18 protein-coding genes are annotated in these 24,769 nt (G+C 72.0%); 10 read left to right on the top strand and 8 right to left on the bottom strand.

Features of this window, described 5'->3' with window-relative positions:
• Positions 1–88: 88 nt before the first annotated feature.
• Complete coding sequence (locus MXD95_RS14580; protein WP_250641156.1) at positions 89–1,513, bottom strand: citrate synthase; 1,425 nt, start codon at positions 1,511–1,513, stop codon at positions 89–91.
• Positions 1,514–1,742: 229 nt separating this feature from the next.
• On the opposite strand from MXD95_RS14580, the gene MXD95_RS14575 reads away from it, so the two are divergent.
• The 5 genes from MXD95_RS14575 to MXD95_RS14555 all read left to right on the top strand — a co-directional run bounded on the left by MXD95_RS14575 (position 1,743) and on the right by MXD95_RS14555 (position 6,737).
• Positions 1,743–3,023: a citrate/2-methylcitrate synthase gene (locus MXD95_RS14575; protein WP_250641155.1), complete on the top strand. Its 1,281-nt coding sequence runs from the start codon at positions 1,743–1,745 to the stop codon at positions 3,021–3,023.
• Between the two features lie 149 nt (positions 3,024–3,172).
• Positions 3,173–3,538: a nuclear transport factor 2 family protein gene (locus MXD95_RS14570; protein WP_250641154.1), complete on the top strand. Its 366-nt coding sequence runs from the start codon at positions 3,173–3,175 to the stop codon at positions 3,536–3,538.
• Between the two features lie 143 nt (positions 3,539–3,681).
• A complete protein-coding gene (locus MXD95_RS14565) occupies positions 3,682–4,227 on the top strand; it encodes a TIGR00725 family protein (RefSeq protein WP_250641153.1) in 546 nt (181 codons plus the stop codon).
• Between the two features lie 214 nt (positions 4,228–4,441).
• Entirely contained in the window at positions 4,442–6,031 is a 1,590-nt protein-coding gene (locus MXD95_RS14560) for an FMN-binding glutamate synthase family protein (protein WP_250641152.1), read from the top strand.
• Positions 6,032–6,263: 232 nt separating this feature from the next.
• Positions 6,264–6,737 carry a VOC family protein gene (locus MXD95_RS14555; RefSeq protein ID WP_250641151.1) on the top strand — a complete coding sequence of 158 codons (474 nt, stop codon included), beginning with the start codon at positions 6,264–6,266 and terminating at the stop codon, positions 6,735–6,737.
• Positions 6,738–6,772: 35 nt separating this feature from the next.
• Here the strand turns inward: MXD95_RS14555 and MXD95_RS14550 are convergent, their stop codons facing one another.
• Together MXD95_RS14550 and MXD95_RS14545 are read right to left on the bottom strand one after the other, a co-directional pair.
• Complete coding sequence (locus tag MXD95_RS14550; RefSeq protein ID WP_250641150.1) at positions 6,773–7,276, bottom strand: MaoC family dehydratase; 504 nt, start codon at positions 7,274–7,276, stop codon at positions 6,773–6,775.
• Positions 7,277–7,283: 7 nt separating this feature from the next.
• Complete coding sequence (locus tag MXD95_RS14545; RefSeq protein WP_250641149.1) at positions 7,284–8,444, bottom strand: acyl-CoA dehydrogenase family protein; 1,161 nt, start codon at positions 8,442–8,444, stop codon at positions 7,284–7,286.
• Positions 8,445–8,745: 301 nt separating this feature from the next.
• On the opposite strand from MXD95_RS14545, the gene MXD95_RS14540 reads away from it, so the two are divergent.
• Both MXD95_RS14540 and MXD95_RS14535 read left to right on the top strand, forming a co-directional pair.
• Positions 8,746–9,336, top strand: coding sequence for a DinB family protein (locus tag MXD95_RS14540; RefSeq protein ID WP_250641148.1), 591 nt, complete (start codon positions 8,746–8,748; stop codon positions 9,334–9,336).
• Between the two features lie 8 nt (positions 9,337–9,344).
• Entirely contained in the window at positions 9,345–9,527 is a 183-nt protein-coding gene (locus MXD95_RS14535) for a hypothetical protein (RefSeq protein WP_250641147.1), read from the top strand.
• A 30-nt stretch (positions 9,528–9,557) separates the two neighbouring features.
• Here MXD95_RS14535 and thrS read toward each other — a convergent pair whose 3' ends face one another.
• Together thrS and MXD95_RS14525 are read right to left on the bottom strand one after the other, a co-directional pair.
• On the bottom strand, positions 9,558–10,826 hold the full coding sequence (gene thrS / locus MXD95_RS14530; RefSeq protein WP_250641146.1) for a threonine--tRNA ligase: 1,269 nt from the start codon (positions 10,824–10,826) through the stop codon (positions 9,558–9,560).
• Between the two features lie 164 nt (positions 10,827–10,990).
• A complete protein-coding gene (locus MXD95_RS14525) occupies positions 10,991–12,526 on the bottom strand; it encodes an isocitrate lyase (protein ID WP_250641145.1) in 1,536 nt (511 codons plus the stop codon).
• A gap of 195 nt (positions 12,527–12,721) precedes the next feature.
• Here MXD95_RS14525 and relB point away from each other — a divergent pair, with 195 nt between their 5' ends.
• Positions 12,722–14,218, top strand: a complete 1,497-nt coding sequence (relB, locus tag MXD95_RS14520) for a type II toxin-antitoxin system RelB family anti-toxin (protein WP_250641144.1) — start codon at positions 12,722–12,724, stop codon at positions 14,216–14,218.
• A gap of 82 nt (positions 14,219–14,300) precedes the next feature.
• Here the strand turns inward: relB and MXD95_RS14515 are convergent, their stop codons facing one another.
• Positions 14,301–16,496, bottom strand: coding sequence for an NAD-binding protein (locus MXD95_RS14515; RefSeq protein ID WP_250641143.1), 2,196 nt, complete (start codon positions 16,494–16,496; stop codon positions 14,301–14,303).
• 362 nt (positions 16,497–16,858) lie between these two features.
• Between MXD95_RS14515 and MXD95_RS14510 the strand changes: the two genes are divergently transcribed.
• Positions 16,859–19,690 carry a tetratricopeptide repeat protein gene (locus tag MXD95_RS14510; protein WP_250641142.1) on the top strand — a complete coding sequence of 944 codons (2,832 nt, stop codon included), beginning with the start codon at positions 16,859–16,861 and terminating at the stop codon, positions 19,688–19,690.
• 4 nt (positions 19,691–19,694) lie between these two features.
• Here MXD95_RS14510 and MXD95_RS14505 read toward each other — a convergent pair whose 3' ends face one another.
• Positions 19,695–20,690 carry a 4-hydroxybenzoate polyprenyltransferase gene (locus tag MXD95_RS14505; RefSeq protein WP_250641141.1) on the bottom strand — a complete coding sequence of 332 codons (996 nt, stop codon included), beginning with the start codon at positions 20,688–20,690 and terminating at the stop codon, positions 19,695–19,697.
• A 763-nt stretch (positions 20,691–21,453) separates the two neighbouring features.
• On the opposite strand from MXD95_RS14505, the gene MXD95_RS14500 reads away from it, so the two are divergent.
• Positions 21,454–23,394 carry a TIR domain-containing protein gene (locus MXD95_RS14500; RefSeq protein WP_250641140.1) on the top strand — a complete coding sequence of 647 codons (1,941 nt, stop codon included), beginning with the start codon at positions 21,454–21,456 and terminating at the stop codon, positions 23,392–23,394.
• A gap of 67 nt (positions 23,395–23,461) precedes the next feature.
• Here MXD95_RS14500 and MXD95_RS14495 read toward each other — a convergent pair.
• On the bottom strand, positions 23,462–24,769 hold a 1,308-nt coding region (locus MXD95_RS14495; RefSeq protein WP_285223638.1), incomplete at its 5' end, for a biotin/lipoyl-containing protein.

The following is a 24,769-nucleotide window of genomic DNA, read 5'->3' as shown; positions in this document are numbered from 1 at the left end:
GTATGGCCGAACGGCCCCGCGCTCCTCGCGGGTGCCCCGTTCCGGGGGACGGCCGGTCCGCCCCATCGAGGTGCTGGTCATCGACCTGTCAGTGCGGTGGCACCGCCGGCGGTGGCCCGATGTACAGCCCGCGCGGGCGCAGGCGCAGGGGGCGCTCCTGGTACTCCTCCAACGCGTGGGCCAGCCATCCGGTCGTCCGCGCCACCGCGAAGATCACTTCACCGGCCTCGGCGGGCATGCCCGCGGCCAGGGTGAGCACGGCGAGAGCCAGGTCGACATTCGGCGCAAGCGCACGGTCCCGTCCGGCGGCCTGGACCAGTTCGTGAGCGGCGGCAAGCGCGCCTTCTGCCGCCGAAACCCCGCTCAGCGCCTGAAGCAGGGCGGTCGCCCGTGGGTCTCCGTCGGGATAGGCCGGGTGTCCGAAGCCCGGCACCGGCTGTCCCGCGCGTAGCCGTTCGGAGAGCACGCTGACGGCGTCGTTTCCCTGCAGTACCTCCGAGACGAGGCGGTGGGCCAGCCGGCTCGCACCACCGTGCAGTGGGCCGTCGAGCGCGGCAAGCCCTGCGGCGACCACCGCGTACGGGTCCGCTCGCGCCGAGGCCGCGACGCGAGCGGCGAACGTGGACACCGCAAGGTCATGATCGGCGAGAAGACCCAACGCCTGGTCGAGACAGGCGAGTGCCGCCGGGTCGCTCGGCATTCCCGCAAGCCGACTCCAGAGCCGTTCGGCCAGCGGGGGAGTCCGGTCACCGCTGTCAAGCGTGCTGGCAGAGGCCTCGTGCGCGGCTTCCTCGGCGTCGTTGCGCGGCGGGAGCGCCTCCACGAGGGCCGCGACCAGAGTCCGGGCGGTGAGCAGAACACTGTTCTCCCGCAGGTCGAAGCGCAACGGGTCACTCGCCGCCGCCATGGAGACCGCTATCCGCAGTCGGTCCGTCAGCCTCGCGCGCGCCGGCACGACATCATCGACCCGACGCAGCGTCGCGGCCAGCGCGGCGGGCACGGTAAAGGGTGCCACGCGCTCAAGCTGACCGTGCCAGAGCCAGCCGGCAATCCGCTCGAACGAGTGGCGCGCCACCAGGTCGACCGCTTCGGCGCCCCGGTAGTAGAGCCGACCGTCCTGGATAACCGTCAGCCGGGTGCGCACGGCGGGCAGGCCTGACTCAGCACCCCCCGACCGGTCCGCCTCCTGGGGTGCGGTGGCTCCGGCAGCGCGCGCCCCGGTCGCATCCGTCCACGCTCCGGCGCGACCTCCGACGATGTCACCGTCCAGATCGGGAACGATTTCGATGGGCGCGTACGCCCCGGCACGCGACACGATCTCGCCGCGCGGACTCCCACGCCCGCCGCCGCGGAGCCTCTCCACTTCGGCGGAATCGAAGGTGCTGCCCCTGCGGCCCGGCTCACGCCGGCTGCGCAGCAGCCCGCGACTTGCGTAGGCGTAGACCGTCTCGATCTTGACGTCGAGCCGCTCAGCGACCTCCCGCGAGGTCAGCCGCGTCCGCTCGTCGTCCACAACCTCTCCTTCCGCGTCCTCAGTTACCGCATCCGCTGCGCCACCGCCCCGCCATCAGGTGGCGGCCGATCTACCCAACCCCACTCCCATGCCGTACGACGGGCGAACCTTGACGGGGGGAGCCTCACCGAGCTCCGCCCGACCGAGCGTACTGGTTCACGTTGACTGAAATCAATGTTGACTTCCGACATGACTGGATCAATTATTGACCACGAGGAGGCGAGTCAACATGGTGATCACAACGAACGCCGCGGGCGGCGACCCGCGCGACGACGTCGCCGGGGTTCCCGCCACAGCCGCATCGGCCGATGCGTCCGCGCCGGCCGGCGCACCGCGCCCAGCCAGGGGCGCGTCCACGGAGGAGGCACCGCCCGGGCTGAAGGGACTGGTCGTCACCAGGACGTCGCTCGGCGACGTCCGCGGCCGTGAGGGCTTCTACCACTACCGCCAGTACTCGGCGATCGAGCTGGCAGAGCACCGCAGCTTCGAGGACGTATGGCATCTCATGCTGCTCGGCGAGCTGCCCGACGAGGCCACCCGCGCCGGTTTCGCCGCCCGGGTGACGCCGCTGCGGCACATCCCGTCCGAGGTCGCCGAGGTCCTGCCCGCGCTGGTGCGGGCGGGCCGGGGCGGCGGCGCGCTCGACGGGCTGCGCACGGCGCTGTCGCTCATCGGCGCCGCGCGCGGCGTGGCGCCGCTCTACGACATCGACGCGGCCACCCGCGTCGAGGACGCGTTGCTGGTCGGCGCGGTCACCCCCACCGTCGTGGCGGCATTGCATCGGATCGAGCGCGGCCTGGCGCTCGTGGCGCCCCGCGACGACCTTTCGTTCGCCGCCAACTACCTGTGGATGCTGCTTGGCACGGAGCCAACCTCAGCCCAGGTGAGGGCCATCGAGCGGTACCTGATCTGCACGATCGACCATGGCTTCAACGCCTCCACGTTCACTGCCCGGGTGATCGCCTCAACCGGCGCGGACCTGGTGGCCTGCGTCGTCGGCGCGATCGGAGCGCTGTCCGGCCCGCTGCACGGCGGAGCGCCAAGTCGGGCGCTCGACACTCTGGATGCGATCGGTACTCCCGAGCGCATCGATCCCTGGATCCGTGAGCATGTTCTGGCCGGCGATCGGATCATGGGCTTTGGCCATCCGGTGTATCGCACCGAGGATCCACGCTCCCGGATGTTGCGCGGGATCGCCGAGGAGTTCGGCGGGAAGCTGGTCGCCTTTGCCGAACAGGTCGAGCGGCGGGTGGTCGAGCTGCTTGCCGAGCTCAAACCAGGGCGGGAGCTGCACACCAACGTCGAGTTCTACGCCGGGGTCGTGATGCAGCGGTGCGGCCTGGCTCGGGAGATGTTCACGCCGACGTTCGCCGTCGCCCGGACGATCGGGTGGACGGCGAACATCCTCGAGCAGGCCGCCGACCCCCGCATCATCCGGCCGTCCGCCCGTTACACAGGACCCCCTGCGCCGCAGCCGGTACCGGTTCCAGCGCCGGTTCCGGTGCCCTGACCAAACACGCTCATCCGACTCCGTGGGTAGCCGGGTCGACAGGTCCGGTCGGTACATCGCGGGCCGCGTCGATGACCTCGCAGGTAATCGACGACCTCCAGACCATGCGGCACTGTGGGCGCATGGAAACAGCTCAGGAGGTATTGCCGGTGCCGACGCACGAGAAGTCCATTGACCGTTATTTCGCCGCCTGGAACGCCTCGGGCGACGCTTTGGAGAAGGCGGTGGCCGCAGCGTTCACGGAGGACGCGGCCTACACCGATCCGCTGGTCGACGTCACCGGCCATGAGGGAATCGCCGCGGCGATCCGGGGCGCCCAGGCGCAGTTCCCCGCATTCGAGTTCAGGCCCGCCAACAGGCCGGATTCCCATCATGATCTCGCCAGGTTCGGCTGGGAGCTCGTCTCTCGGGCCGACGGATCGGCGCCCGTGGCGGGGTTCGACGTCGTAAGCCTCGCCGAAGACGGGCGGATCCGCTCGGTCAGCGGTTTCCTGGACCGCGTTCCGGGAGCATAGGGCCGCATCAGGATCGCCTGCCGCCGACCTGGCCTCGCACCGAGTGGCCCAGTCGGCGGCAGACGACACAGCAGGCGCCGCGGCACCAAGCTGTGGGGCGAGATCTACCGGACCAACGGCACCTCGTGGCCGATGATCGTGCCATGAATCGAGACGAGACAGACGAGGCAGAGGAGAGGATCTACATCGGTGTGGTGGGACCGGGCAATGCGGACCCCAGCCAGCTGCACGCGGCCGAATCCATCGGTCGCGCACTGGCCGGCGCAGGCTGGGCGCTGGTCTGCGGTGGGCTTGGCGGGGTGATGGCCGCCGCGTGCCGCGGGGCCGTACAGGCCGGCGGGATGACAATTGGCCTGCTGCCCGGAACCTCTCGTCGCGAAGGGAACGCGGACCTGACGGTCAGCATCCCCACCGGCCTTGGCGAACTGCGCAATGGCCTGATCGTCCGCGCCAGCGATGCCGTGGTGGCCATCGGCGGCAGCTGGGGGACACTCAGCGAGATCAGCCTGGCCCTGCGCACCGGTCGTCCAGTGCTCGGGCTGGGCACCTGGCCGATCGACACGGGCGACGGGTCACTGCCGACGGTGCGGCCGGTCGACCAGCCCGAAGACGTCGTCCCCGCGCTACGCGCCCTCCTGACCGCCGCGTCATCCGGGACATCCAGATCACACGGGAAGCGCCGTTCGTGACCGTCCGACGCGGATCCCCGATCGGCCCGACGCCGCCGCGCGGCCGGTCCGACGCCCGAGGCATACCGTCGCAACGACACCCGACATCGCCCACGCCGTGGGATATAGCGTCGTTTCCTGGGCGACGGCGCGAAGTCCCGCTGACGGGAGCCAGGGGCCCGCCGAGCGGCTCCGAGCGTCGCGGAAACGCACGCAGGAGAGGACCACCGACACGATGTTCCCCGTGGGCATGGTCGCCGGTCTGGTCGCAGCCCTCGCGGCAGCGACCGTCGCGGCGCTGCTGTGGAGCGCGGGCTGGTGGATCGCGGTCGGTGTGCTCGCCGCCGGACTGGTCCTCGCCGTGCACGATGTGACGCAACGACGGCACGCGATTCTGCGCAACTATCCGGTCGCCGGGCACCTCCGGTTCGCACTGGAGCACATCCGGCCCGAGATCCAGCAGTACTTCATCGAACGCAACTACGACGGCACGCCCTTCGGCCGGGACGTGCGCACCAGCGTGTACGAGCGATCCAAGGGCATCCACAGTGACCAGGCGTTCGGCACGGAACGTGACGTCAACGCCGTCGGGTACGAGTTCCTGCCCCATTCCACGGCGCCGCTGGCGGTCGCGCCGGACGCGCCGCCGCCGAGGGTAAGGGTCGGCGGACCCGACTGCACGCAGCCCTACGACATCGCATTGCTCAACGTCTCCGCGATGAGCTTCGGATCGCTGTCGGCGAACGCGGTACTGGCCATGAACCGGGGTGCCGCCGCAGGTGGTTTCGCCCACGACACCGGCGAGGGAGGCCTGACCGACCATCACCTGCGCTATGGCGCCGATCTGGTGTGGGAGATAGGCAGCGGCTACTTCGGGGCACGCACCCCGGACGGCGACTTCGACCCCGCGCGGTTCAAGGACAAGGCGTCGCTGCCGACGGTACGAATGGTCGAGCTCAAACTCAGTCAGGGCGCCAAACCGGGTCTTGGCGGCATCCTGCCGGCGGCGAAGGTCAGTGCCGAGATCGCGGCCGCCCGCGGGGTGCCCGCCGGGGTGACCTGTGTGAGCCCGCCCGGCCACCGGGTGTTCTCGACCCCGCGGGAACTGGTGCTGTTCGTCGCGCGGATGCGGGAGCTCGCCGGCGGCAAACCCACCGGATTCAAACTCTGCGTCGGCTCCCGGCGTGAGCTCCTGGCGATCTGCAAGGCGATGGTAGCCGAAGGCGTCACCCCGGACTTCATCGTCGTCGACGGCGCCGAAGGCGGTACCGGCGCCGCCCCACTCGAGTACGAGGACCACGTCGGCACCCCGCTCACCGAAGGCCTGATCACACTGCACAACGCACTCGTCGGCGTGGGCCTGCGCGACCGGGTCCGGATCGGGGCCAGCGGCAAGGTCGCGACCGGCGTGGACATCGTCAAACGGCTCACCCAGGGCGCCGACTACCTCAACTCGGCGCGGGCGATGATGATGGCCGTCGGCTGCATCCAGGCGCAGCGCTGCCACACCAACACCTGCCCCACCGGCGTCGCCACCCAGGATCCGCGGCGCGCCCGCGCGCTCGACGTCGCCGACAAGGGTGAGCGGGTCCGCCGCTACCAGCAGGCCGCCGTCGCCAGCGCCGTCCAGGTGATGGCGTCGCTGGGCTGTGCCACGCCTGGCGACCTGCACCCCGGCATGCTGATGCGCCGCCTCACCCACACCGACACCTTCAGCTACGCCGAGCTCTATGACTGGCTCGGACCCGGCGAGCTGCTCGCCACGGCGCCGGCAGGCTGGCTCGCGGACTGGGCCGCCGCCGACCCCGACCGCTTCCGCCCCTGACCGCTTCCGCCGGCGTCGTTCCACGGCGTCCGATGGACAGGGCGACAGCCCGCGATCTGGGATGCCGGACGCTATGAACTCCGGCGGCCGATCAACCGGACGACCGGTGACCCCCGCGACGGCGGGAGCCGTGAGGACGGCAGAACTGTCGGAGCGGCACGCTACCGGTCTGCCCATCGGATGCAAGTAGGTCCGAGCTGCCCAGGACAGTGACGACGGAAAGGTTCCTCTGATGCCGCCCATCACCCCCTGTCTGTGGTTCGACGATCAGGGCGAGCCGGCCGCGCAGCTGTACACGTCGTTGTTCCCGAACTCGCGGATCACGAACGTCAGCCGCTACGGGCCCGGCGGCATGCGGCCCGAGGGCACGGCGATGACCGTCCAGTTCGAGCTGGAGGGGAGGGAGTACGTCGCGCTCAACGGCGGCCCGCAGTTTCCGCAGACCGAGGCGTTCTCCCTGCAGGTGTTCTGCTCGTCGCAGGCCGAGATCGATCTCTACTGGGAGGCGCTCACGGCTGATGGTGGCAGCGAGAGTCAGTGCGGCTGGCTCAAGGACCGCTTCGGCGTGTCCTGGCAGATCGTGCCGACAGCTCTCGGAGAGCTACTCGGCGATCCGGATCCAGGTCGAGCTCGGCGAGCGACGGAGGCCATGCTCAAGATGTCCAAGCTGGACATCGGCGAGCTCCGCCGCGCGGCAGACGCCTGAGTCCGCGGCCGCGGCCGGCCGCGCCTGACGCGCACTCAGCTCGGGGGCTGGAGCAGGATCAGCGCGGTGCGGACGGCGACCGCGACGACCGCGCCGTGCTGGTTGCGGGCGGTGTGCTCGAAGGTGACGATGCCCTCTCCAGGGCGGCTGCGGGAAGCCCGTTTGTCGAGGACGACCGTCTCGGCGTAAAGGGTGTCGCCGTGGAACACCGGTGCGGGAAAGCGGATCTCGCCGAAGCCGAGATTGGCCACGGTGGTTCCCTGAGTAAGCTGGCTGACCGACAGGCCGACCAGCGCCGACAGGGTGAACATGCTGTTCACCAGACGAGTGCCGAACGGTTGGGTCGCGCTCCACGCCTCATCGAGATGCAGGGCCTGAGCGTTCATCGTCAGGGTACTGAACAGCGTGTTGTCGGCCTCGCCGACGGTGCGTCCCGGGCGGTGCGCGTAGACGACATCGGTTTCGAGTTCGTCGAAGAAGAGTCCCCGCTGTTCGACACGTCGCCGCGTGCTGTTGGGCGTTTCTCCGTCGTGGGTCATCCGGCGATCATAGGCCCAGGTGGCGGGCGATGAGCAATTTCTGGATCTCGCTGGTGCCCTCGCCGATCTCGAGGATCTTGCTGTCCCGCCAGTGCCGGGCGACCGGATATTCGTTCATGAAGCCGTTGCCGCCGTGGATCTGGGTGGCAGCACGGGCGTTGTCGACGGCTGCGGCGCTGCTGACCAGTTTCGCGATCGCCGCCTCCTTGGCGAACGGACGGCCGGCGAGCGCCCGGGCGGCGGCGTCGTAGTAGGCGGTGCGGGCGACATGAGTACGCGCCTCCATCTCGGCGATCGTGAAGGCGATGGCCTGGTGGGACGCGATCGGCTGGCCGAACGCCCGGCGGGCACGGGCGTAGGCGATGGACTCGTCGACACAGCCCTGCGCGAGCCCGACCGCCAGCGCCGAGATCGCGATGCGCCCCTCGGCCAGAATCGCGAGGAAGTTCGCGTAGCCTCGGCCGCGTTCGCCGAGCAGATGGTCGGCGGGGACGCGCACGTCCGTCAACGTCAGCGGATGGGTGTCGCTGGCATGCCAGCCGACCTTCGAATACGCCGGTCCCACCTCGAGCCCGTCACTCGGCACCGGTATCACGATCGCGCTGATCTCACCGCCGTGGGTCACGTCGCCACCGGCGGGGCTGGTCCGAGCGGTGACGGTGACCAGTGAGGTGATCCTGGTTCCCGAGTTCGTGATGAACGCCTTCGACCCGTTGACGACCCAGCTGCCGTCCACCAGCTGGGCGGACGTGCGGGTACCGCCCGCGTCGCTGCCCGCCTCCGGTTCGGTGAGGCCGAACGCGCCGAGTGCCTCCCCCGCGCACAGCGCCGGCAGCCAGCGTCGGCGCTGTGCCTCGGTGCCGAAGCGGTAGATCGGCATGGCGCCGAGCCCGCAGCCGGCCTCCAGGGTGATCGCGACCGAGGAGTCGACCCGGGCCAGCTCCTCGATCGCCAGACACAGGGAGAACAGGTCGCCGCCCATCCCGCCGTACTCCTCGGGGAACGGCAGCCCGAACAGCCCCATCGTCGCCATGCCCGCGACGACCTCGTACGGGAACGACCGCTCCTCGTCATGCCGTGCGGCCACCGGCGCGACCACCTCACGGGCGAACTCGGCGACCGTGCGCCGCAGCGCCTCCTGCTCGTCGCTCAGCCCCGTGTCCGGCACAGCCCACCTCCCCGTCCACGGCCCCGGCAGGTCCACGAGTGCCGTTCGACCATCACGCGGCACGCCGCCGGTGGGGCCCGCGATCGGCCGCCCAGGCGGACGAGATGATGGTTCTGTCACCTACGGCAACGGGCCGGACGCTAGCACGAACCGTCCGGCATCGCCCGGGCCACGCAGGACCGTGCCGTAACAGCGACACCCGACACCCGAATACCCGCATCCGCGGCGAGAGCGCCCGTCGGGCCAGCACGAGACCAGCGCGGGACCAGCAAGGGACCCGCATCCTTGAGGAGCGCAGGCCATGACCGAACCGTCGCCCCGTCCGCCGACGCTGCGGGTGATGCGGGCCAGCACCGCCGGCGAGCGGGAGGTGCTCGAGTCGTTTCTCGACTTCTACCGGGACGTCTTCGTGCACAAGGTGCGCGGCGTCAGCGACGAGGACGCCGCCCGCCGCGTGCTGCCCTCGCGGACCACGCTGACCGGCCTGGTCCGCCACCTCATCGAGGTCGAGCGCAACTGGTTCCACCGCCTCACCAACCCCGCCATCGACGAGGAGGAGCGGGCCAACGAGGCCGGCGGGGCCGAGGCCGGCGGGGCCGAGGCCGGCGGGGCTGATCCGACTGATCGGGCCGACGCCGAGCCACCGTCGAGCTGGGATCTGGACCCCGCCGACACCCTCGAGGCGGCGCTGGCCGACTACGACCGTGCCTGCGCCCACTCGCGCACGTCGGCGGCCGGCTTCACCCTGGACGATGTCGTCCCCCAACCGGAACTCGGCCAGGTCTCGGTCCGCTGGATCTACGTCCACATGGTCGAGGAGATCGCCCGCCACACCGGCCACGCCGACATCCTGCGCGAGCTCACCGACGGCTCCACCGGCGAACTCGGATAGTGGCTCACGTGCGGTGCGCGGGCGATGACGACTTCGGTGGCGGCTTCGCCAGCCCGGCGTTCTCCCCCGACGGCGCCACCCTCGCCACGGCCAGCAGCGACGGTGCGGCCCAGCCGTGGACGACGTCAGGAACGCGGACGGCGACTCTGCTAAGGCCGGCCGACAGGGCGGCCGGTTCCGGGCGGCTCTGAGCTGAGGGGACGAAGCGTCGCGATGAGAAATCACCATTCTTCGGCCCGGAGCCGACGAGCCATGGTGTCGGCACGGACGCGCGCCAGAGCTGCCTCGGCGGGTTCGGGGGCGAGACGGTGGCCGTCACGGCGGCGCAGGGCGACCTGGCCGGTGACGATCTCCGCGGGGCCGAGGATGGCCTGGTAGGGGATATTGCGGGCGGCGCGGATGCGGGCGCCCAACGAGCCGCGGTCGGGGGCTGCGATCTCGGTGCGCAGGTCGAGGTCGGCTTCGAGGCAGCGGCGGGCCAGCGCTTCGGCGGCGGGGAGCTCGGCGTCGGTGACGGGGAGGATCATCAGCTGGACGGGAGCGAGCCAGGTCGGAAGCGCGGCGCCGTGATGTTCGAGCAGACAGGCGACGGCCCGCTCGATCGAGCCGATGATGCTGCGGTGGATCATCACGGGACGGTGCGCACCGCCGTCGGCTCCGGTGTAGCGCAGGTCGAAGCGTTCCGGCTGATGAAAGTCGATCTGGACGGTGGACAGGGTCGACTCCCGGCCGACGGGGTCGGCGACCTGCACGTCGATCTTGGGGCCGTAGAAGGCGGCCTCGCCCTCCACCGCTTCATAGGGGACACCGGCGTGCTCAAGGACCTCCCGCAGCAGCGCGGTCGACCGCTCCCACAGCTCGGGCGCGGCCACGTACTTGCCGCCGGGGCCGGGCAGCGACAGCCGGTAACGAGCTGCGGTCAGGCCCATGGCCGCATACGCCTCGCGGATCATGACAAGGGCCGCGGCGGCTTCGCCGGCGACCTGGTCGACGGTGGCGAAGATGTGCGCGTCGTTGAGCTGGATGGCGCGGACCCGGGTCAGCCCGCCGAGCACGCCGGAGCGCTCCGCCCGGAACATGCCGCCGACCTCGGCGAGTCGCAGCGGCAGCTCCCGGTAGCTGCGCCCGCGCGACCGGTAGATCAGCGCGTGGTGCGGGCACAGGCTCGGGCGCAGGACGAGCTGCTCACCGCCGACGTCCATCGGCGGGAACATGTCGTCGCGGTAGTGCGACCAGTGGCCGGACAGTTCGTAGAGTTCCCGCTTGCCGAGCACCGGCGAGTACACATGCCGGTAGCCGGCCCGCCGCTCCGCGGTACGGATGTAGTCCTCGAGCACCTGACGGATGACGGCACCGTCCGGCTGCCAGTACGGCAGGCCCGCGCCGATCAGCGGATCGGTGTCGAACAGCCCCAGCTCCCGCCCCAGCCGCCGATGGTCGTGCACCAACGGGTCGAAGGCGGACTGGTCGGGGGCCGACTGGTCGGGCATGGTGGGCTCCTCGCGGACGTGGCGAGGCGGGTGCCCTCATGGCGAAGCCCCGGGGCACTCGCCCCGGGGCTTCGACTGGACGTCAACGTGTCAGCGCGCCGGGACGGACTCCGGCGTCGTCGTCACAGAAACGGCGCGCTTCACAGCGGCGATGATAGCAGCGGTCACGCGAACTGGGACTCCTCGGTGGAGCCACGCAGAGCGACCGTGTCGGAGGTGGGGTTGACGGCCGTGCTGACCAGGTCGAACCAGCCGGTGCCGACCTCGCGCTGGTGGCGGGTGGCGGTGTAGCCGTCGACCTCGCTGGCGAACTCGCGTTCCTGCAGGTCGACGTAGGCGGTCATGCCGTCGCGGGCGTAGCCGTGGGCGAGGGTGAACATCGAGTGGTTCAGTGCGTGGAATCCGGCCAGGGTGATGAACTGGAACGCATATCCCATATGCCCGAGCTCACGCTGGAACTTGGCGATGGTGGCGTCGTCCAGGTGCGCGCGCCAGTTGAACGACGGCGAGCAGTTGTAGGCGAGCAGCTGGTCGGGATAGCGCGCCTTGATGCCCTCGGCGAAGCGGCGGGCGACCTCGAGATCGGGGGTGGACGTCTCCATCCAGAGCAGGTCGGCGTACGGCGCGTAGGCCAGGCCCCGGGCGATGCACGGGGCCAGACCCGTCTGCACCCGGTGGAACCCCTCGGCGGTGCGCTCGCCGGTGACGAACGGCCGGTCCCGCTCGTCGACGTCGCTGGTGATGAGCGTCGCGGCCTGGGCGTCGGTGCGGGCGATGATGATGCTCGGCACGTCGGCGACATCGGCGGCGAGCCGCGCGGCGTTGAGCGTGCGGATGTGCTGGCCGGTCGGGATGAGCACCTTCCCGCCCAGATGGCCGCACTTCTTCTCCGCGGCGAGCTGGTCCTCCCAGTGCACCCCGGCGGCACCGGCGGCGATCATGGCGTTCATCAGCTCGTAGGCGTTGAGAACACCGCCGAATCCGGCCTCGGCGTCGGCGACGATCGGCGCCAGCCAGTCCGTCGCCCCGGCCGCGGACCCCGCTGCCTGCGCCGGCCCGGAGGCCGCCCGCGGCCTCGCCGGGCCGGGCACCACGGCGGCACCGCGCACCACCCCGGCGCCAGGTGCCGCGGCGGCACGGGACGCCTCGGGGGCGGCGTCAAAGGCTTCCGCCCGCGCGATCTGGTCGGCGCGTAGCAGCGCGTTGTTGATCCGGCGGACGACCGCCGGCACCGAGTTCGCCGGGTAGAGGCTTTGGTCGGGATAGGTCTGTCCGGCCAGGTTCGCGTCGGCCGCGACCTGCCAGCCCGAGAGATAGATCGCCTTCAGGCCGGCCCGCACCTGCTGGACCGCCTGGTTACCGGTAAGCGCTCCGAGCGCGTGGATGTAGTCGTTCTCCTGCAGCAACCGCCAGAGCTTCTCCGCACCGAGACGGGCCAGGGTGTGTTCCTCGACGACGCTGGCGCGCAGGCGCAGGACATCCCGGGCGGAGTAGGTACGCGCGACATCGGCCCACCGCGGATCAGTCGCCCAGCGGCGGGCCAGCTCACGCTCCGTCGTACCGCCCCGTTCAGCCCGGACGGCCTGTCCCCCGACCGTTCCGCTCGCCGTGGAACTCCCATTCCCTCCCGCTGCTTCCGCCCCGGTGGTCGCCAGTCCGGTGGTCGCCAGTCCGGTGTTCGCCATGTCGGTCCCGGCCATCTCGGCCTCCCTGCCCCGTATCCATCCGTGTCCGCGTCTTCGCACGGCACCCTAGGCACCGAAACTGACAGAGTCATTCCCTCGAGTCGACCCGACCAACGAGCCAAGTTCTGCGAATCCCGAGGCCCACTCTGGCAAATTTTGCGAATGGCAGATTGGCAGCGGATGCTCTATCCTTCCATCAGGAGGATGCCGATGCAGAAGACGTTTGTCGGGAGCCGGCTGCGGGAACTGCGCGAAGAGCGGGCGATGAGCCAGATCGAACTGGCCCGCCTCCTTGGCATCTCACCGAGCTACCTGAACCAGATCGAGCGCAACTCCCGGCCGCTCACCGTCCCGGTCCTGCTACGCATCACCGAGGCGTTCGGTGTCGATGCCGGCTTCTTCGCCGCGCCGGACGTGACCCGTCTGATCGCCGAGGTCCGGGAGGTGCTCTCCGATGCCACGATCGGCCTGGGCGCGGCCGGCCTGCGTGTGTCCGACACCGAGGTCACCCAGCTCGCCGAGCAGCTGCCCCAGGCCGCCCATGCCCTGATCATGCTGCATCGCCGCTACCGCCAGGCCGGCGAGCGCCTGGCCGCTCTCACCGGCGAGCGCGATCCGCACCCGTCCGGATCCGCCCCGAGCGCCCGATCCGCGGCGGTGCCGATGCCGGACGAGGAGGTCCGCGACTTTTTCTACCAACGGCAGAACTACGTCGATGACCTGGACGTGGCCGCCGAGCAGCTCGCCGGCGAGCTGGGCCTGGCCCAGGGCCATCTGCACGCAGTCCTCACCGAGCGCCTCGCCATGCACGGCGTGCGCGTGCACGTCCGCGAGCCGCAGGCGGCACCCACCGGCGCCGCCGGTGGGGACGCCGGGCGCGATCTCGGCCGCGACGAGCTGTACCGGTTCGACCCGCAGACCGGCGTGCTGACCCTGTCCCGGCATCTGCATCCCGGGCAACGGGCCTTCCGGATGGCGCTGCAGCTCGGCCTCACCGAGTTCGACGATCTGATCACCCGCCTCACCGACGAGGGCATGCCGAGCGGCCCGCCGGCCCGCGCCCTGACCCGCATCGGCCTGGCAAACTACTTCGCCGCCGCCCTGTTGTTGCCCTACCAGCAGTTCCGGGCCACCGCGGAGCAGTTCCGCTACGACGTCGAACGCCTTTCCGGGCATTTCGGCATGGGATTCGAGACGATCTGCCACCGGCTGAGCACGCTGCAACGCCCGCATGCCCGCGGCGTGCCGTTCTCGTTCATCCGGGTTGATCGGGCCGGGAACATGTCGAAACGGCAGTCCGCCACCGGATTCCATTTCTCCAGAGCCGGTGGCACCTGTCCGCTGTGGAACGTCTACGAGGCGCTCGCCTCTCCCGGCCGTATTCACACGCAGATTGCCCGCATGCCGGACGGACGTAGCTACTTCTGGATCGCCCGCACGGTCAGCAGCGGCTACGGCCGCTTCGGCCGTCCCGGCAAGACGTTCGCGATCGGCCTGGGCTGCGAACTGCGCCACGCCAGCCGGCTGGTCTACTCGACCGGGCTCGACCTCGACGACCCGGCGGCGGCGGTCCCGATCGGCATCGGCTGCAAGGTCTGCGAGCGCGCCGACTGCGCGCAACGCGCCTTCCCACCCATCGGCCGCGCCCTCGCCCTCGACGAACGCCGCGGCACCTTCGCCCCCTACCCCGTCGCCCCCACCTCGTGATCATCTTCTCGGTTCCGGCTGTTCGGGCGGTCCCACCCGGTGCCAGCGCGGATGCCCACCAGGAGCACCGGCGCCGACGATCTCACTGGTCGCGATCACGGTGCGGCTGGTTGCGGCGAACCATGTGGACGATGCGGGACACTGGGCCGACGACAAGCAGCTCGTCACCGGGGCACAGTCGGGTATGCCGCCCAGGCCGGTAGTTCGGCGCGCCCTGCGCATCCAGATCCGCATCCAGATCCGCATCCAGATCCGCATCCAGATCCGCATCCGCGTCACACTGCCCGCCGCCCACGCGGTCCGCCGCCGGGTGCACGGCGAGCACGCGGGTGCCGGTGGCCAGCTCACGCAGTGTGGGACCAACCAGCTGGCCGCCGTCGCTCACGGTCATGCGGGCCACCAGGAACGGAGTGCGGTCCACGTAGAAGGTGCTCAGCACGTCGTAGCCGAGCGCGACCCCGACGAAGTACGGCGTGGCCAGGTCGGAGGCGCTGCGCGCGGTGTGGATGCCGAACCGGCGCTCGACCTCGTCGGCCATCGTCGTCTCCACGATCCGCAGCACCACCCGCAGATCGCCCCGATTCCGCCCGCCTGCCACCGCCTCGCCACCGCCCGCGACAGGTGTACGCCCATAGGAGCGTCCGCCGGCACGACGGGAGTTCTCCCGGGCCGCGCGCGCACCGCGCACCTCCTTGTATGCCTCCCGGGCGGACAGGACCGCCTCCAGATTCGCCAGGCCGTCGCTGGTGAGCGCGGCGAGCGTGGTCGCGTGGGCCAGGCCCGCCTCGAGCAGGGTGGAGCGCACGGTCGCGTCCCCGATGATCACCGGCACGCCGCGTTCCCGGGCGACGGGCAGGTAGCGGTTGTTCTCATCCCGTTCGATGACGACGACCTGGCGCCCGGCGCGCAACAGGCCGTCCATCGTCGCGACCCCGACCGAGCCCAGGCCGCACAGCACCACATGCCCGCGCACGGCTCGGGCGCGTCCCCGCCCCAGGGCCCGTTCCAGGCGCCGACTGATGATCACATTGGTGATGAACGCGTACACCACCGCGATCGACAGCGCCCCGAACAGCATCAGCGCGATGCCGAAGACCTGCAGCCAATGGTCGGCGGCACCGAAGTTGAAATCGCCATAACCGACCGTGACCATCGTCTCGACCGTCAGGTAGAGCGCCTCCAGCGGCCCGAAGCCCGGCGGTGCCGCGCTGTTGTTGTCGGTGTAGGTCAGCGACAGCACCACCGTGCTGGTGATCATGATGGACAGGACGGCGGCGATCGCCAGCTGGAACGGCCGGTCGAGCTCCCCCCGGATGGACAGGCGTATCTCCCGCAGCCGGGCCAGCGCCCCGCGCCGGGCCGGCAGCCCGGCCCGGGAGCGTGGTCCCGCCGACGGCCGCGCGGCCGAGCGGGGCGAGGCGCGGGCGAGCGATCCGGGCGCCGCCGAACCGGCATCGTCGGCGTGCCCGAGGGCGGCGAACAGCCGCGCGTCATGCAGGCCGGAGACGTCCATCCCGCGCTCGTCGAACTCGGCGAGCCGGCCGATCACCGTGAGCCGGTCCCCGGGGCGCAGCGGAGTGTCCCGTGGCGGGCAGACCTCGGCCTCGCGCGCTCCTGATCGGCGCAGCGAGATGGGAGTGAGATCACCGTAGCGGGTCCGGAACGCGCCCCGGCCGGTGATCTCCTCCTCGATCACGGCGAAGACCTCGGCGTCGAGCCGGGCGTCCATCGTGAAGGCATGGGTGACGTCGGAGCGCACGCACGCCTCGACGAAGCTCGGTCCGGCGAGCTCCGCCAGGTTCAGCACCCGGGCCTGACCGAGAGCGTCGGCGAGCTGGTCACCGAGCTGGGCGTTGTTGACGTTCACGACCAGCCGGACGTCCGGCGCCGTGTCCACGACGACGAGAGCCGTCTGCAACGTCTCCAGGTCGGTCTCATGGCAGACGACCACCGCCAGCGCCGCGGTGATCCCGGCCTCGCGCAGCACCTCCGGCGCGTGCGGGCGTTCGAGCACCAGCCGCACCCCGAGCCGCTCCATCCGCCGGCGTGCGACGGAGGGCAGCCGGTCGTCCAGGCCCACCACCGCGACCCCGGAGTCCCGCAGCTGCTCGGCCAGCCGCAGCCCCAGCCCGCCAAGACCGCCCAGCCCCGCCACGATCACGTGCCCCGCCGTCACATCTCCGGCGCCCTCGTCCTGTGCCGCGACCCCGAGGGACGTCGCTGCGCCGACGGACGTCTCGCGGGAACCGCGTGCGGAATCACCCGAAACCGTCAGCATGCTCCTCCTCAGCTGGGGCTCAGTTTCGCATGGCCGCCGTTGTGATCGGCTGTGGCCGCGAACGCGGTGCCCTCGAGACGACCCAGCCTCACAACCTGTCCTATCTGATCGGAATGTCGGATTTATGGCTGGGCTTTTGGGGGATGGTCCGCCACTATGCCCACCTCGGGCAGGGGGTGGCGCCTGACCGGATGCGCCCAAAAACCTGGTCAGAGAAAACGGCCGGTGTCCGGTTCGATGGCCACCGGACCAGGTTGTGGCTGTCCGATTCGGGACCCCTCTATCCATTCCCGACCGGCCACGGCAAGATTGGGCCACGTAAGCGCCTAATGACCCGCTTCTCCAGGCTGAGGTATGTACGCGTGTCTGACGAGATCGACCTGGACGCCGTCACGAACTGCACCGATTTCGGCCTCGCGCTGACCAGCGTGCGGCTGCGCGCCGGGCTCAGCATCCGCGCGGTCGCGCATGGGGTACGCATCCCGGCCAGCACCGCCGGCGGGTACTTCAGCGGCGCTCATCTTCCCGGCCTACAGCCCGCGGACCTGCTCTCCGACATGCTGCGGGTCTGCGGGGTGTCCGACCAGGCGGAGCTTGACAGCTGGACGGCCACCTGGCTGCGGCTGCGACGCGGCCGGCGAGGCGGCGCCGACGAGGTCGAGGGTTCCGGCCAGGGCTTGCCCGCCGAGGTCACCGACGGTCCGAGGACCACCGGTCCGATGCTGCGTGCACGTCCGTCGGACCGGTGGCGTGGGCCGGCGCGGCGCGCACCCGCGGCGCACCTCGACAGCACCGCCGCGAGGCGAACCGACCCCGCGGCGCCGGCCGGCCCGATCGGCGGCGAGGGAAACGGGACCGGGCCCGGCGAGCTCGCGCCGACGATCACCATCGCGGCGCCAGTCGCCCGGCTGGACCGGATCGGGATGCTGCACGGCCGCGCCGACCTGCTCGCCCACCTGTCCGCGCACCTGCCCGCCCCGGGAGCGGACGGCGGTGCCCGTCAGGGCGAGATGGTCCGTCAGGACGGGGCGGCCGGTCAGGACGCGCTGCACGTGTTGCACGGGATGGGCGGGGTCGGCAAGAGCTCGGTCGCGCTCGCCCTCGCCGAGCGGGCCCTCGACCTGGGCATCCGAACCTGGTGGATCAGTGCGACCGGGATCGGCGCGGTGCCGGCGGCGATGACGGCACTCGCCGTCGAGCTCGGCGCGACCCGCCACGAACTGCGCAACGGTAGCCTGCCCGACCTGCTGTGGCGCTACCTGCGCGCACTCGACGAACCGTGGCTGCTGGTGGTCGACAACGTCGACAACCCCGCCTCCCAGCTCGCGCTGCCCGGCGGCGAGCTGCTCGACGGCACCGGCTGGCTGCGCCGGCTCACCGGGACCCGCGGCATGGTGGTCATCACCACCCGGGACAGCTCGGCCTGGGCCCACGGCCGGGGACGCCCGAGCGCCTGGGTCCGGCTGCACCCGCTGCGGACGCTCAGCGACGACGACGCCGCGGCGGCCCTGCTCGACCTGACCGGTCCCGGCGCGGGCTCGCCGGCCGACGCCCGCGCCCTGGGCCGGCGCCTTGGCGGTCTGCCCCTGGCGCTGGCCTTCGCCGGGCACTTCCTGGCCCGCACGGCACGGATGCCCGCGTCCTTCGGCGGGCCGCAGGTGCCGCGCACCTTTGCCGCCTACGCGCAGCACCTGCGGGCCGGCGGGGCCGGGCCGGTCCTGCCGGAGTTCGGCGAGACGACGTCGCCTGACCCCCCCGGTTCCGCCCGGGCACCGGGACGGGAGCGGGAACGGTCGCTGGTCGGGCCCACGTGGGAGCTCTCCCTGCAGGTTCTGGCCGATCAGGGACGGCCCGCGGCCAGGCCGCTGCTGGCCCTGCTCGCCTGCTTCGGGGGCGATCCCGTCCCGGTGGAGCTGCTCGACCCCGCGACGCTGGCCAGCGGACCGCTGTTCGACGGCCTGGCGCCAACCGGTCTGTGGGACGCCTTCGATGCCCTCGCCGGTCAGGGGCTCGTCGAACTCGTCCCGGCAGCAGCGGATCCGGTGCCAGCTCCGGTGCCAGCCGCGGTGCCAGCCGCGGTGCCGGGTGCGCAGCCCCAGCAGGTCCCCGGCCAGACAGACTCCTCGCCTGCGCCGTTGATGATCTGGCTGCATCCGCTGGTCCGCGACAGCTTCCGGCGGGTCGTGCTGCGCGGGGGTCAGGCCGAGGACTATCTGGAGACGGTCACGGCGCTGTTGGCACGGGCCACCGGACGGGCCGACCCGCGTGATCCGCAGAACTGGGCGGCCTGGGCTCGGCTGCGGGGCCACGCCGACGCGGCTCTCGTGCTGCTGCGGGCCCTGTCGGCGCGGAACGCGGGGGAGGTGCCCCGCGCCCTGCGGCTGCCACCGAAGGTGTTCGCCCCCGCCACGCGCGCGGGCCGGTTCCTGCGTGCCACCGGCCATCTGCCCCAGGCCGTCGTGGCGTACGAGGCGGTCCTGGCCATGGGTCGGCCGCTGCTCGGCGACGACCACGCCGATGTGCTGTCCGCCGAGCACGACCTGTACCGGGTGACGGCGGCGCTGGGGCGGCAGGCCGAGGCGGAGCCGGGATTCCGGGTCGTCCTGGACGCGCGGATCCGGCTGCTTGGCCCCGACCATCCCGACACCCTGACCACGCAGCACTACCTGGCCCGGACACTACGGGAGCTGGGTCACGTCGAGGAGGCCCTGGAGCTGCTGACGCGCACGTTCCAGCGACGCGTGGCGACCCTCGGCCCCTGGCACCGCGACACCCTGACGACCCGGAACAACATCGGCGACGTGCTCGCGGAGCTGGGTCGTCTCGGCCAGGCGGAGGAGACGCTGCGCGCGGTGTGGACGGCCCGGGTCGAGACGCTCGGCCCGACCCATCCGGCGACGCTGGTCACCCTGGCGCACCTGACCCGGCTCGCCCATCGGGGCGCGGTGCCGGACCGGGCCGCGGCGTACGCCACCGACCTGGTCACGTACTGCCGAGAGGTACTCGGAGCGGACCATCCGAGGGCGCTGGCGGCGCTGGGCATCCAGGGCGAGATCGAGCTGGGCCGGGGACCGCTCGCGGGCAGCGCACGCGCCGACCTCGTCGACGCGCACGAGCGCAGCGTCCGGATCCTCGGCCCCGGGCACCCGACCTCGGCCGTTCTCGCCCGGCTGACCGCCCACTCCGCCCGCTGACCGATCAGCGCGGACGGGCCCACACCAGCGCGGCCAGGACCCAGCCGGCCATGACCGGCGCGGACGTCCACCACGGACGATCGCCCGGACTGGTCAGCAGCCAGGCCACGGCGGCCAGGTGACAGGCGAGCAGATTCACCACGGCGAAGCCCCCGCCGTGCGGGGACGGCGAGCGGATCGGGTCGAGCCCGGGCGCCCCCGATCGCAGCAGATGGACGAGGCCGATCGCGGCGACCAGGGCGGCCGTGAGCGCGGCGCAGGCGGCCACGCCATGCCCCACCGGGGGCAGGCCCGGATCATCGACCAGGCCGAGCACGACGACGAGGGACACCGCCAGCAGCAGACCGGCCTGGGCCGCGCAGACAACCGCCACGTACCGCGACGGAAAGTCGAAGCCACGGGGACGGCGCAGGCGTACCCCGGTGGCCAGCGCCGCGCTGAGCCGGCCCGTGACCCGGTCGATCGGCAGGTCACGCAGTCCGCCGACCGTCGCATCGGTGACGGCCGCGCCGAGGGCGAACCCGGCGGCCAGGGCGAACGCGCCCACACCCGGTCGGCCGCCGGCGGCGAGCACGCCCAGCGGCACACCAGCCGCCGGCACCAGCAGGGACACCACCGCGCCGGCCAGCCAGTGCGCCACGGCGGGCGCCCCGGCGACCCGGCGTAACCCGGCCCATCCGGTCCGGACGGCAACCAGTAGGGCGAAACCCAGTCCACCGCCAATGCTCGGGGCCGCGAGCAGAGCTGCGAAGGCCACCGCGAACCCGGCCAGCCCCGCCGCCACCGACACCGTCACCGGACGTACCCGGCCGCGCACCAGCGGGCTTGCCCGCCGGACCGGGTTGATCCGATCGGCCGCCAGGCCGCCCAGCGCGTCGAGCAGGCGGCCATGCACCGACAGCAGCGCTCCCCCAAGGGCGAGCAGCAGTACCGTCGCGGCCTGTGGTCGGGCGACGGCCAGCCCGCCCGCGGCGAACGGGACCGAGTCGGCGAGTGCCATGCCCGGCCGCGTCAGCGCCACGGCGTCCGCAAGACAACATCGGGTGGCACGGATGCGCGATCCGGCTCGACGTTGCCGCGGTGCGCCGATGTCGCGGGTTCCCCCCATCCAACCTCACGATCATTTATCGCACCCGGTGAAGCACTGCGCTCACAGACGATCGCAGCGTGTTGAGATAAACCCATTCCGGGCGCCGAAAAAAGGTTCTTGGTCATCGCCGTACAACGTCGTACGTGCACCGCTCGGTGCACACACAACGACGAGGTGTCGCGGTCGGCGGTCGCGCGTCGGGACGCCGAAGCGGGCCTCCCCCCGAGGAAAGGCCCGCTTCGGCCGCAGTCCGGACTGCTCGCCGCCGCCACCGCCCAGCGACACGGGCGCGGGGGGCAGATCGATCGGTGGCGGGTGACCACGCCTGTCCGGCGCGACCAAGACAACCGTGTCACGCACCTTTCGCAAAGCCCATGGCGGCACATCCGGACAACGTCGGACAGGGGTCGTGTACGGGCTCGGACAAAGCTTCCACCGCCGTCCGGTACTACCGGTGGAAGTCGTGCGGAGCATCTCCTGGGATGCTCCGGAATCGGCGTCGTCGAGCGGTATTCTCGCTGCACCGTCGTGTTCGCGAGAGGTCGTGGCCCGCGGACGCGGGCACCGCGCCGGTCATCCCACGGCCGGCTGCCCGGAAATCCGCGCCCGGGTCGACCGCCGACCCCGGAAAGCTTTCCGAAAATCCCATATGTCCGTTCTCAGGAGATCTGGTATGCCCCCCTGCCTGGACGAGCGGCTGCGCGCAGGGCTCAATCCGACGGCCGCGGCCGAGCTGGAGAACTGGTGCGTCCAGACCGGGGTCAGCTATCGGCTGGTCCGCTGGTTGACCAATGGCCGGTCGAGCGCCGTCGTCGCCGCCGTCGTCGAGCAGCACCGTCACCACGGTGCCCGCCAGCTGGTGATGAAGCTGGACCGGGCCGCCGGTGAGCCGGGCGAGCCGCGGCCCGGCGAGTACGCCCAGCACGAGAACGCCATGCACGACGCCGAGCAGTTCGCCCGAGCGCATCTGAGCCGGCCCGTGCGCGAACCCGTCTTCGGCGGCGAGGGATGGTGGTATGTGTTCCAGAGCGTCGCGGGCGGCAGCCTGTCGGACCCCGTCACCCTGCAGACACTGCTGAACGCGGTGCTGCACCCCCCGCGGCCCCACCGTGGGGGAGATCCGGCCCACGCCGGCGGGCGCCGGCCGCTGTTTCCCTCGCCGCGCGCCGACGCCGCCACGTTCGCCGCGGCCGGCGCCGACGTCGTCCGCTCGACCCTCGCCGAGTGGTCCGGCCCGCTGCGGCTGCCCGAGCTGGACGTGCCGACCATCCTGCGCCGCCAGCTCGGCCACCGCGCGGAACCGGGCGGCGCCGTACACCGCCTGGCGCAGGCTCATCCCGGTGCCACCCTCACGGTCGAGGGCGAGGACCGCCCGCTACCCAACCCGTTCTCCCTGCTCTTCGACGAGGACCGCTGCGCCGGCACGCAGCTGATGACGTTCCTCGGGCGCGCCCACGGCGACCTGCACGTGGAGAACGTCCTCGTCCCCGCGTCGCTGCGCGAGATCGCCGCCAGCTACCAGCTCATCGACCTCGCCCGCTACTCCCCCGACGCCGTGCTCACCCGCGACCCGACCCATCTCGTCCTGCACGTGCTGGCGCGGACCCTCAGCGAGCTCGGTCCCCAAGGGCGCACCGCCGCCATCGACATGCTGCTAGACCCGGAACACGACGGGGCGCTGCTTCCCACCTGGATGGCCAGCTTCATCGTCGCGGTGCGCGCCGCCGCGGAGGACTGGGCCCGCGCCTCCAGCCTGGTCGAGTTCTGGCGCGAGCAGGTACCGCTGTCCCTGCTGGCCGGCGCCCTGACCTGCCTGGTACGCCCGTCGACCCGGCCCGAGGACCACGCCTGGTTCCTGCGCCTCGCCGCGAACGCCGCGGCCACCATCCTCGATCGCCACGCCCCACCAGGCACCGAGCCGTCTGCGGCTGTCCCCTCCCAGACGACACCAGCCCAGGCGACGCCAGCACGGACAGCCCCCGGCATGGACGGGCAACCACGGCCGTCCACCGAGACCGCGGGGGGCGCCGGGACGCCTCGCTCCGAGCCAGCTACGCCGGACCGGGCCGATCGGCGCGCGCCACAGCCGGCGACCGACCCAGACGTCCTGATCTCCCACGCATCCACCGACGAGGCCTGGGCCACGTGGATCGGATGGCATCTGGAGGAGGCCGGCTGGCGGACGCGGCAGGTCACCGTCAGCGAGTCAGGGCAGGGCTGGGTGCCCGCGGCCACCCCCGGGCCACTCACCCTCATCCTGCTCTCACCGGCCTACCCCGCACCCGGGCCGGCGGCGACCAGCGGCCCCGGCACCGATCGGCGGACGTCGGACGGCGCACCACACAGGCACTTCGAGGAGCCGGCACAGGCGCGAGCGCGAGACCGGGCCGCCTCGAACGGACGCCCGGCCCGTCAGGCGGCGGACCGCGGCGCCGCGGCTCGTCGGCCGGGGACGAGACCGAGCCTGCTGGCGGTTCGGGTGGAGCCCTGCGACCTACCGGCATCCCGCGGCGACATCGAGATCGTGGATCTTGTAGGACTCGGACAGAGCGATGCGCACGCCGTCCTGCTCCGCCGGCTCACGGCGCTCCTGGCCACCGAGCCGGAAGCCTGACCCGGCTGCCCCGACAGCCGGGGCCCGGACCCGCCAGTGACCACGCAAGGCCGCCACCGCGACCTCGTCACCGCGACCTCGTCACCACAACGCCGTCATCCGCCGCTCCCGCTCCCGGTCGCGATCCCGTCCCGGAGCTGGTCTGGGAGCCGTCCGGCGGCGGTGCGATGACCACGAGAATCTGGTCAAGGCTGACCTGGTCGCCACGGCGCGCGTGCACCTCGGTGACCACCCCCGCGGCCGGCGCGGCGATCGGATGCTCCATCTTCATCGCCTCGACGACGGCCAGTGGCTGCCCGGCAACGACCGTCGCACCCGGTTCCACCAGCAGCGCGCTCACCGTGCCCGGCATCGGACTTCGGGCCGCACCGCCCTGCACCGCGGCGGCCCGCCGAGTCGACGGCGCGACCGCCTCCGACAACGCCCAGGCCTGGCCGTCGCGCCCCAGCCACAGCAGCGCGTCGGTGCCGGACGGGAGGGCGGCGGCGCGCCCGCCCGGCACCGAGTGTCCCGACCGTCTCGAGGGGGCGGCCCACGCATACGACCAGCGGGTGGTGACGGATCCAAGGGTGACCAGCAGGTCGCCGCCCACGACTCGCACGGATGCGGGCAGCGGCGCCGCCTCGCCCAGGCGGACCCTGGCCGCCGCGGGAGTCCCCCGGGCCGAGACCCGCACGCCGCGCGGCGCTGCGCCGGCGGCGCCGCCCGCCGCTGGGTCCCCGGCACCGCCCCTCCCGCCGGCACCGCCCCTCCCGCCGGCACCGTCGATCTCGGCGCCGTCGGCGCAGGACGAACCCGCGGCCGCGGACGTCTCACCGCCGTGCGGCCCGGCGACGCCCGCCTCGGGGGACGCCGGCTGGTCAGCCGGGTTCGGATGCGCCTGGTCGCCGCCCGTCGACGCGCCGGGCAGCACGACATCCCAGCTCAGCCATGCGGGCTCACCGGGACGCCAGCCTGAGGGCACGTCCCACGGGTCGACCAGTGCCCCGGTCGGCTGCAGCGCGAGCAGCCGGGCCAGCGCGTAGGCGTAGACCGCGTCGGCCGGCGGCTCGGCGTGGACGAGCCGGACGAGATCCCGCTCGACCAGCCCGGTGTCGAGACGACCGGCGCGGACATCGGGATGCCCGAGCAGCGCGCGCAGAAACCCGATGTTGCTGGTGACACCGAGCAGGACGGTGCCCGCGAGCGCGGCATCCAGCCGGGTCAGCGCCGCCGCCCGGTCCGCCCCCCAGGTGACGATCTTGGCGAGCATCGGATCGTAGGCGGTGCCGACGGTGTCCCCGGTGGGGGGGGGGGGGGGGGCGGGGGGCGGGCGCGCCCCCCCCCCCCCGCCCGCCCCCTCACTGTCCCCGCTCTCCACACACTCCCTCATAAA

The organism is Frankia sp. AiPa1 (genome assembly GCF_023243075.1).
Lineage (GTDB): Bacteria > Actinomycetota > Actinomycetes > Frankiales > Frankiaceae > Frankia.
This window is presented reverse-complemented; position numbering and strand designations above follow the sequence as displayed.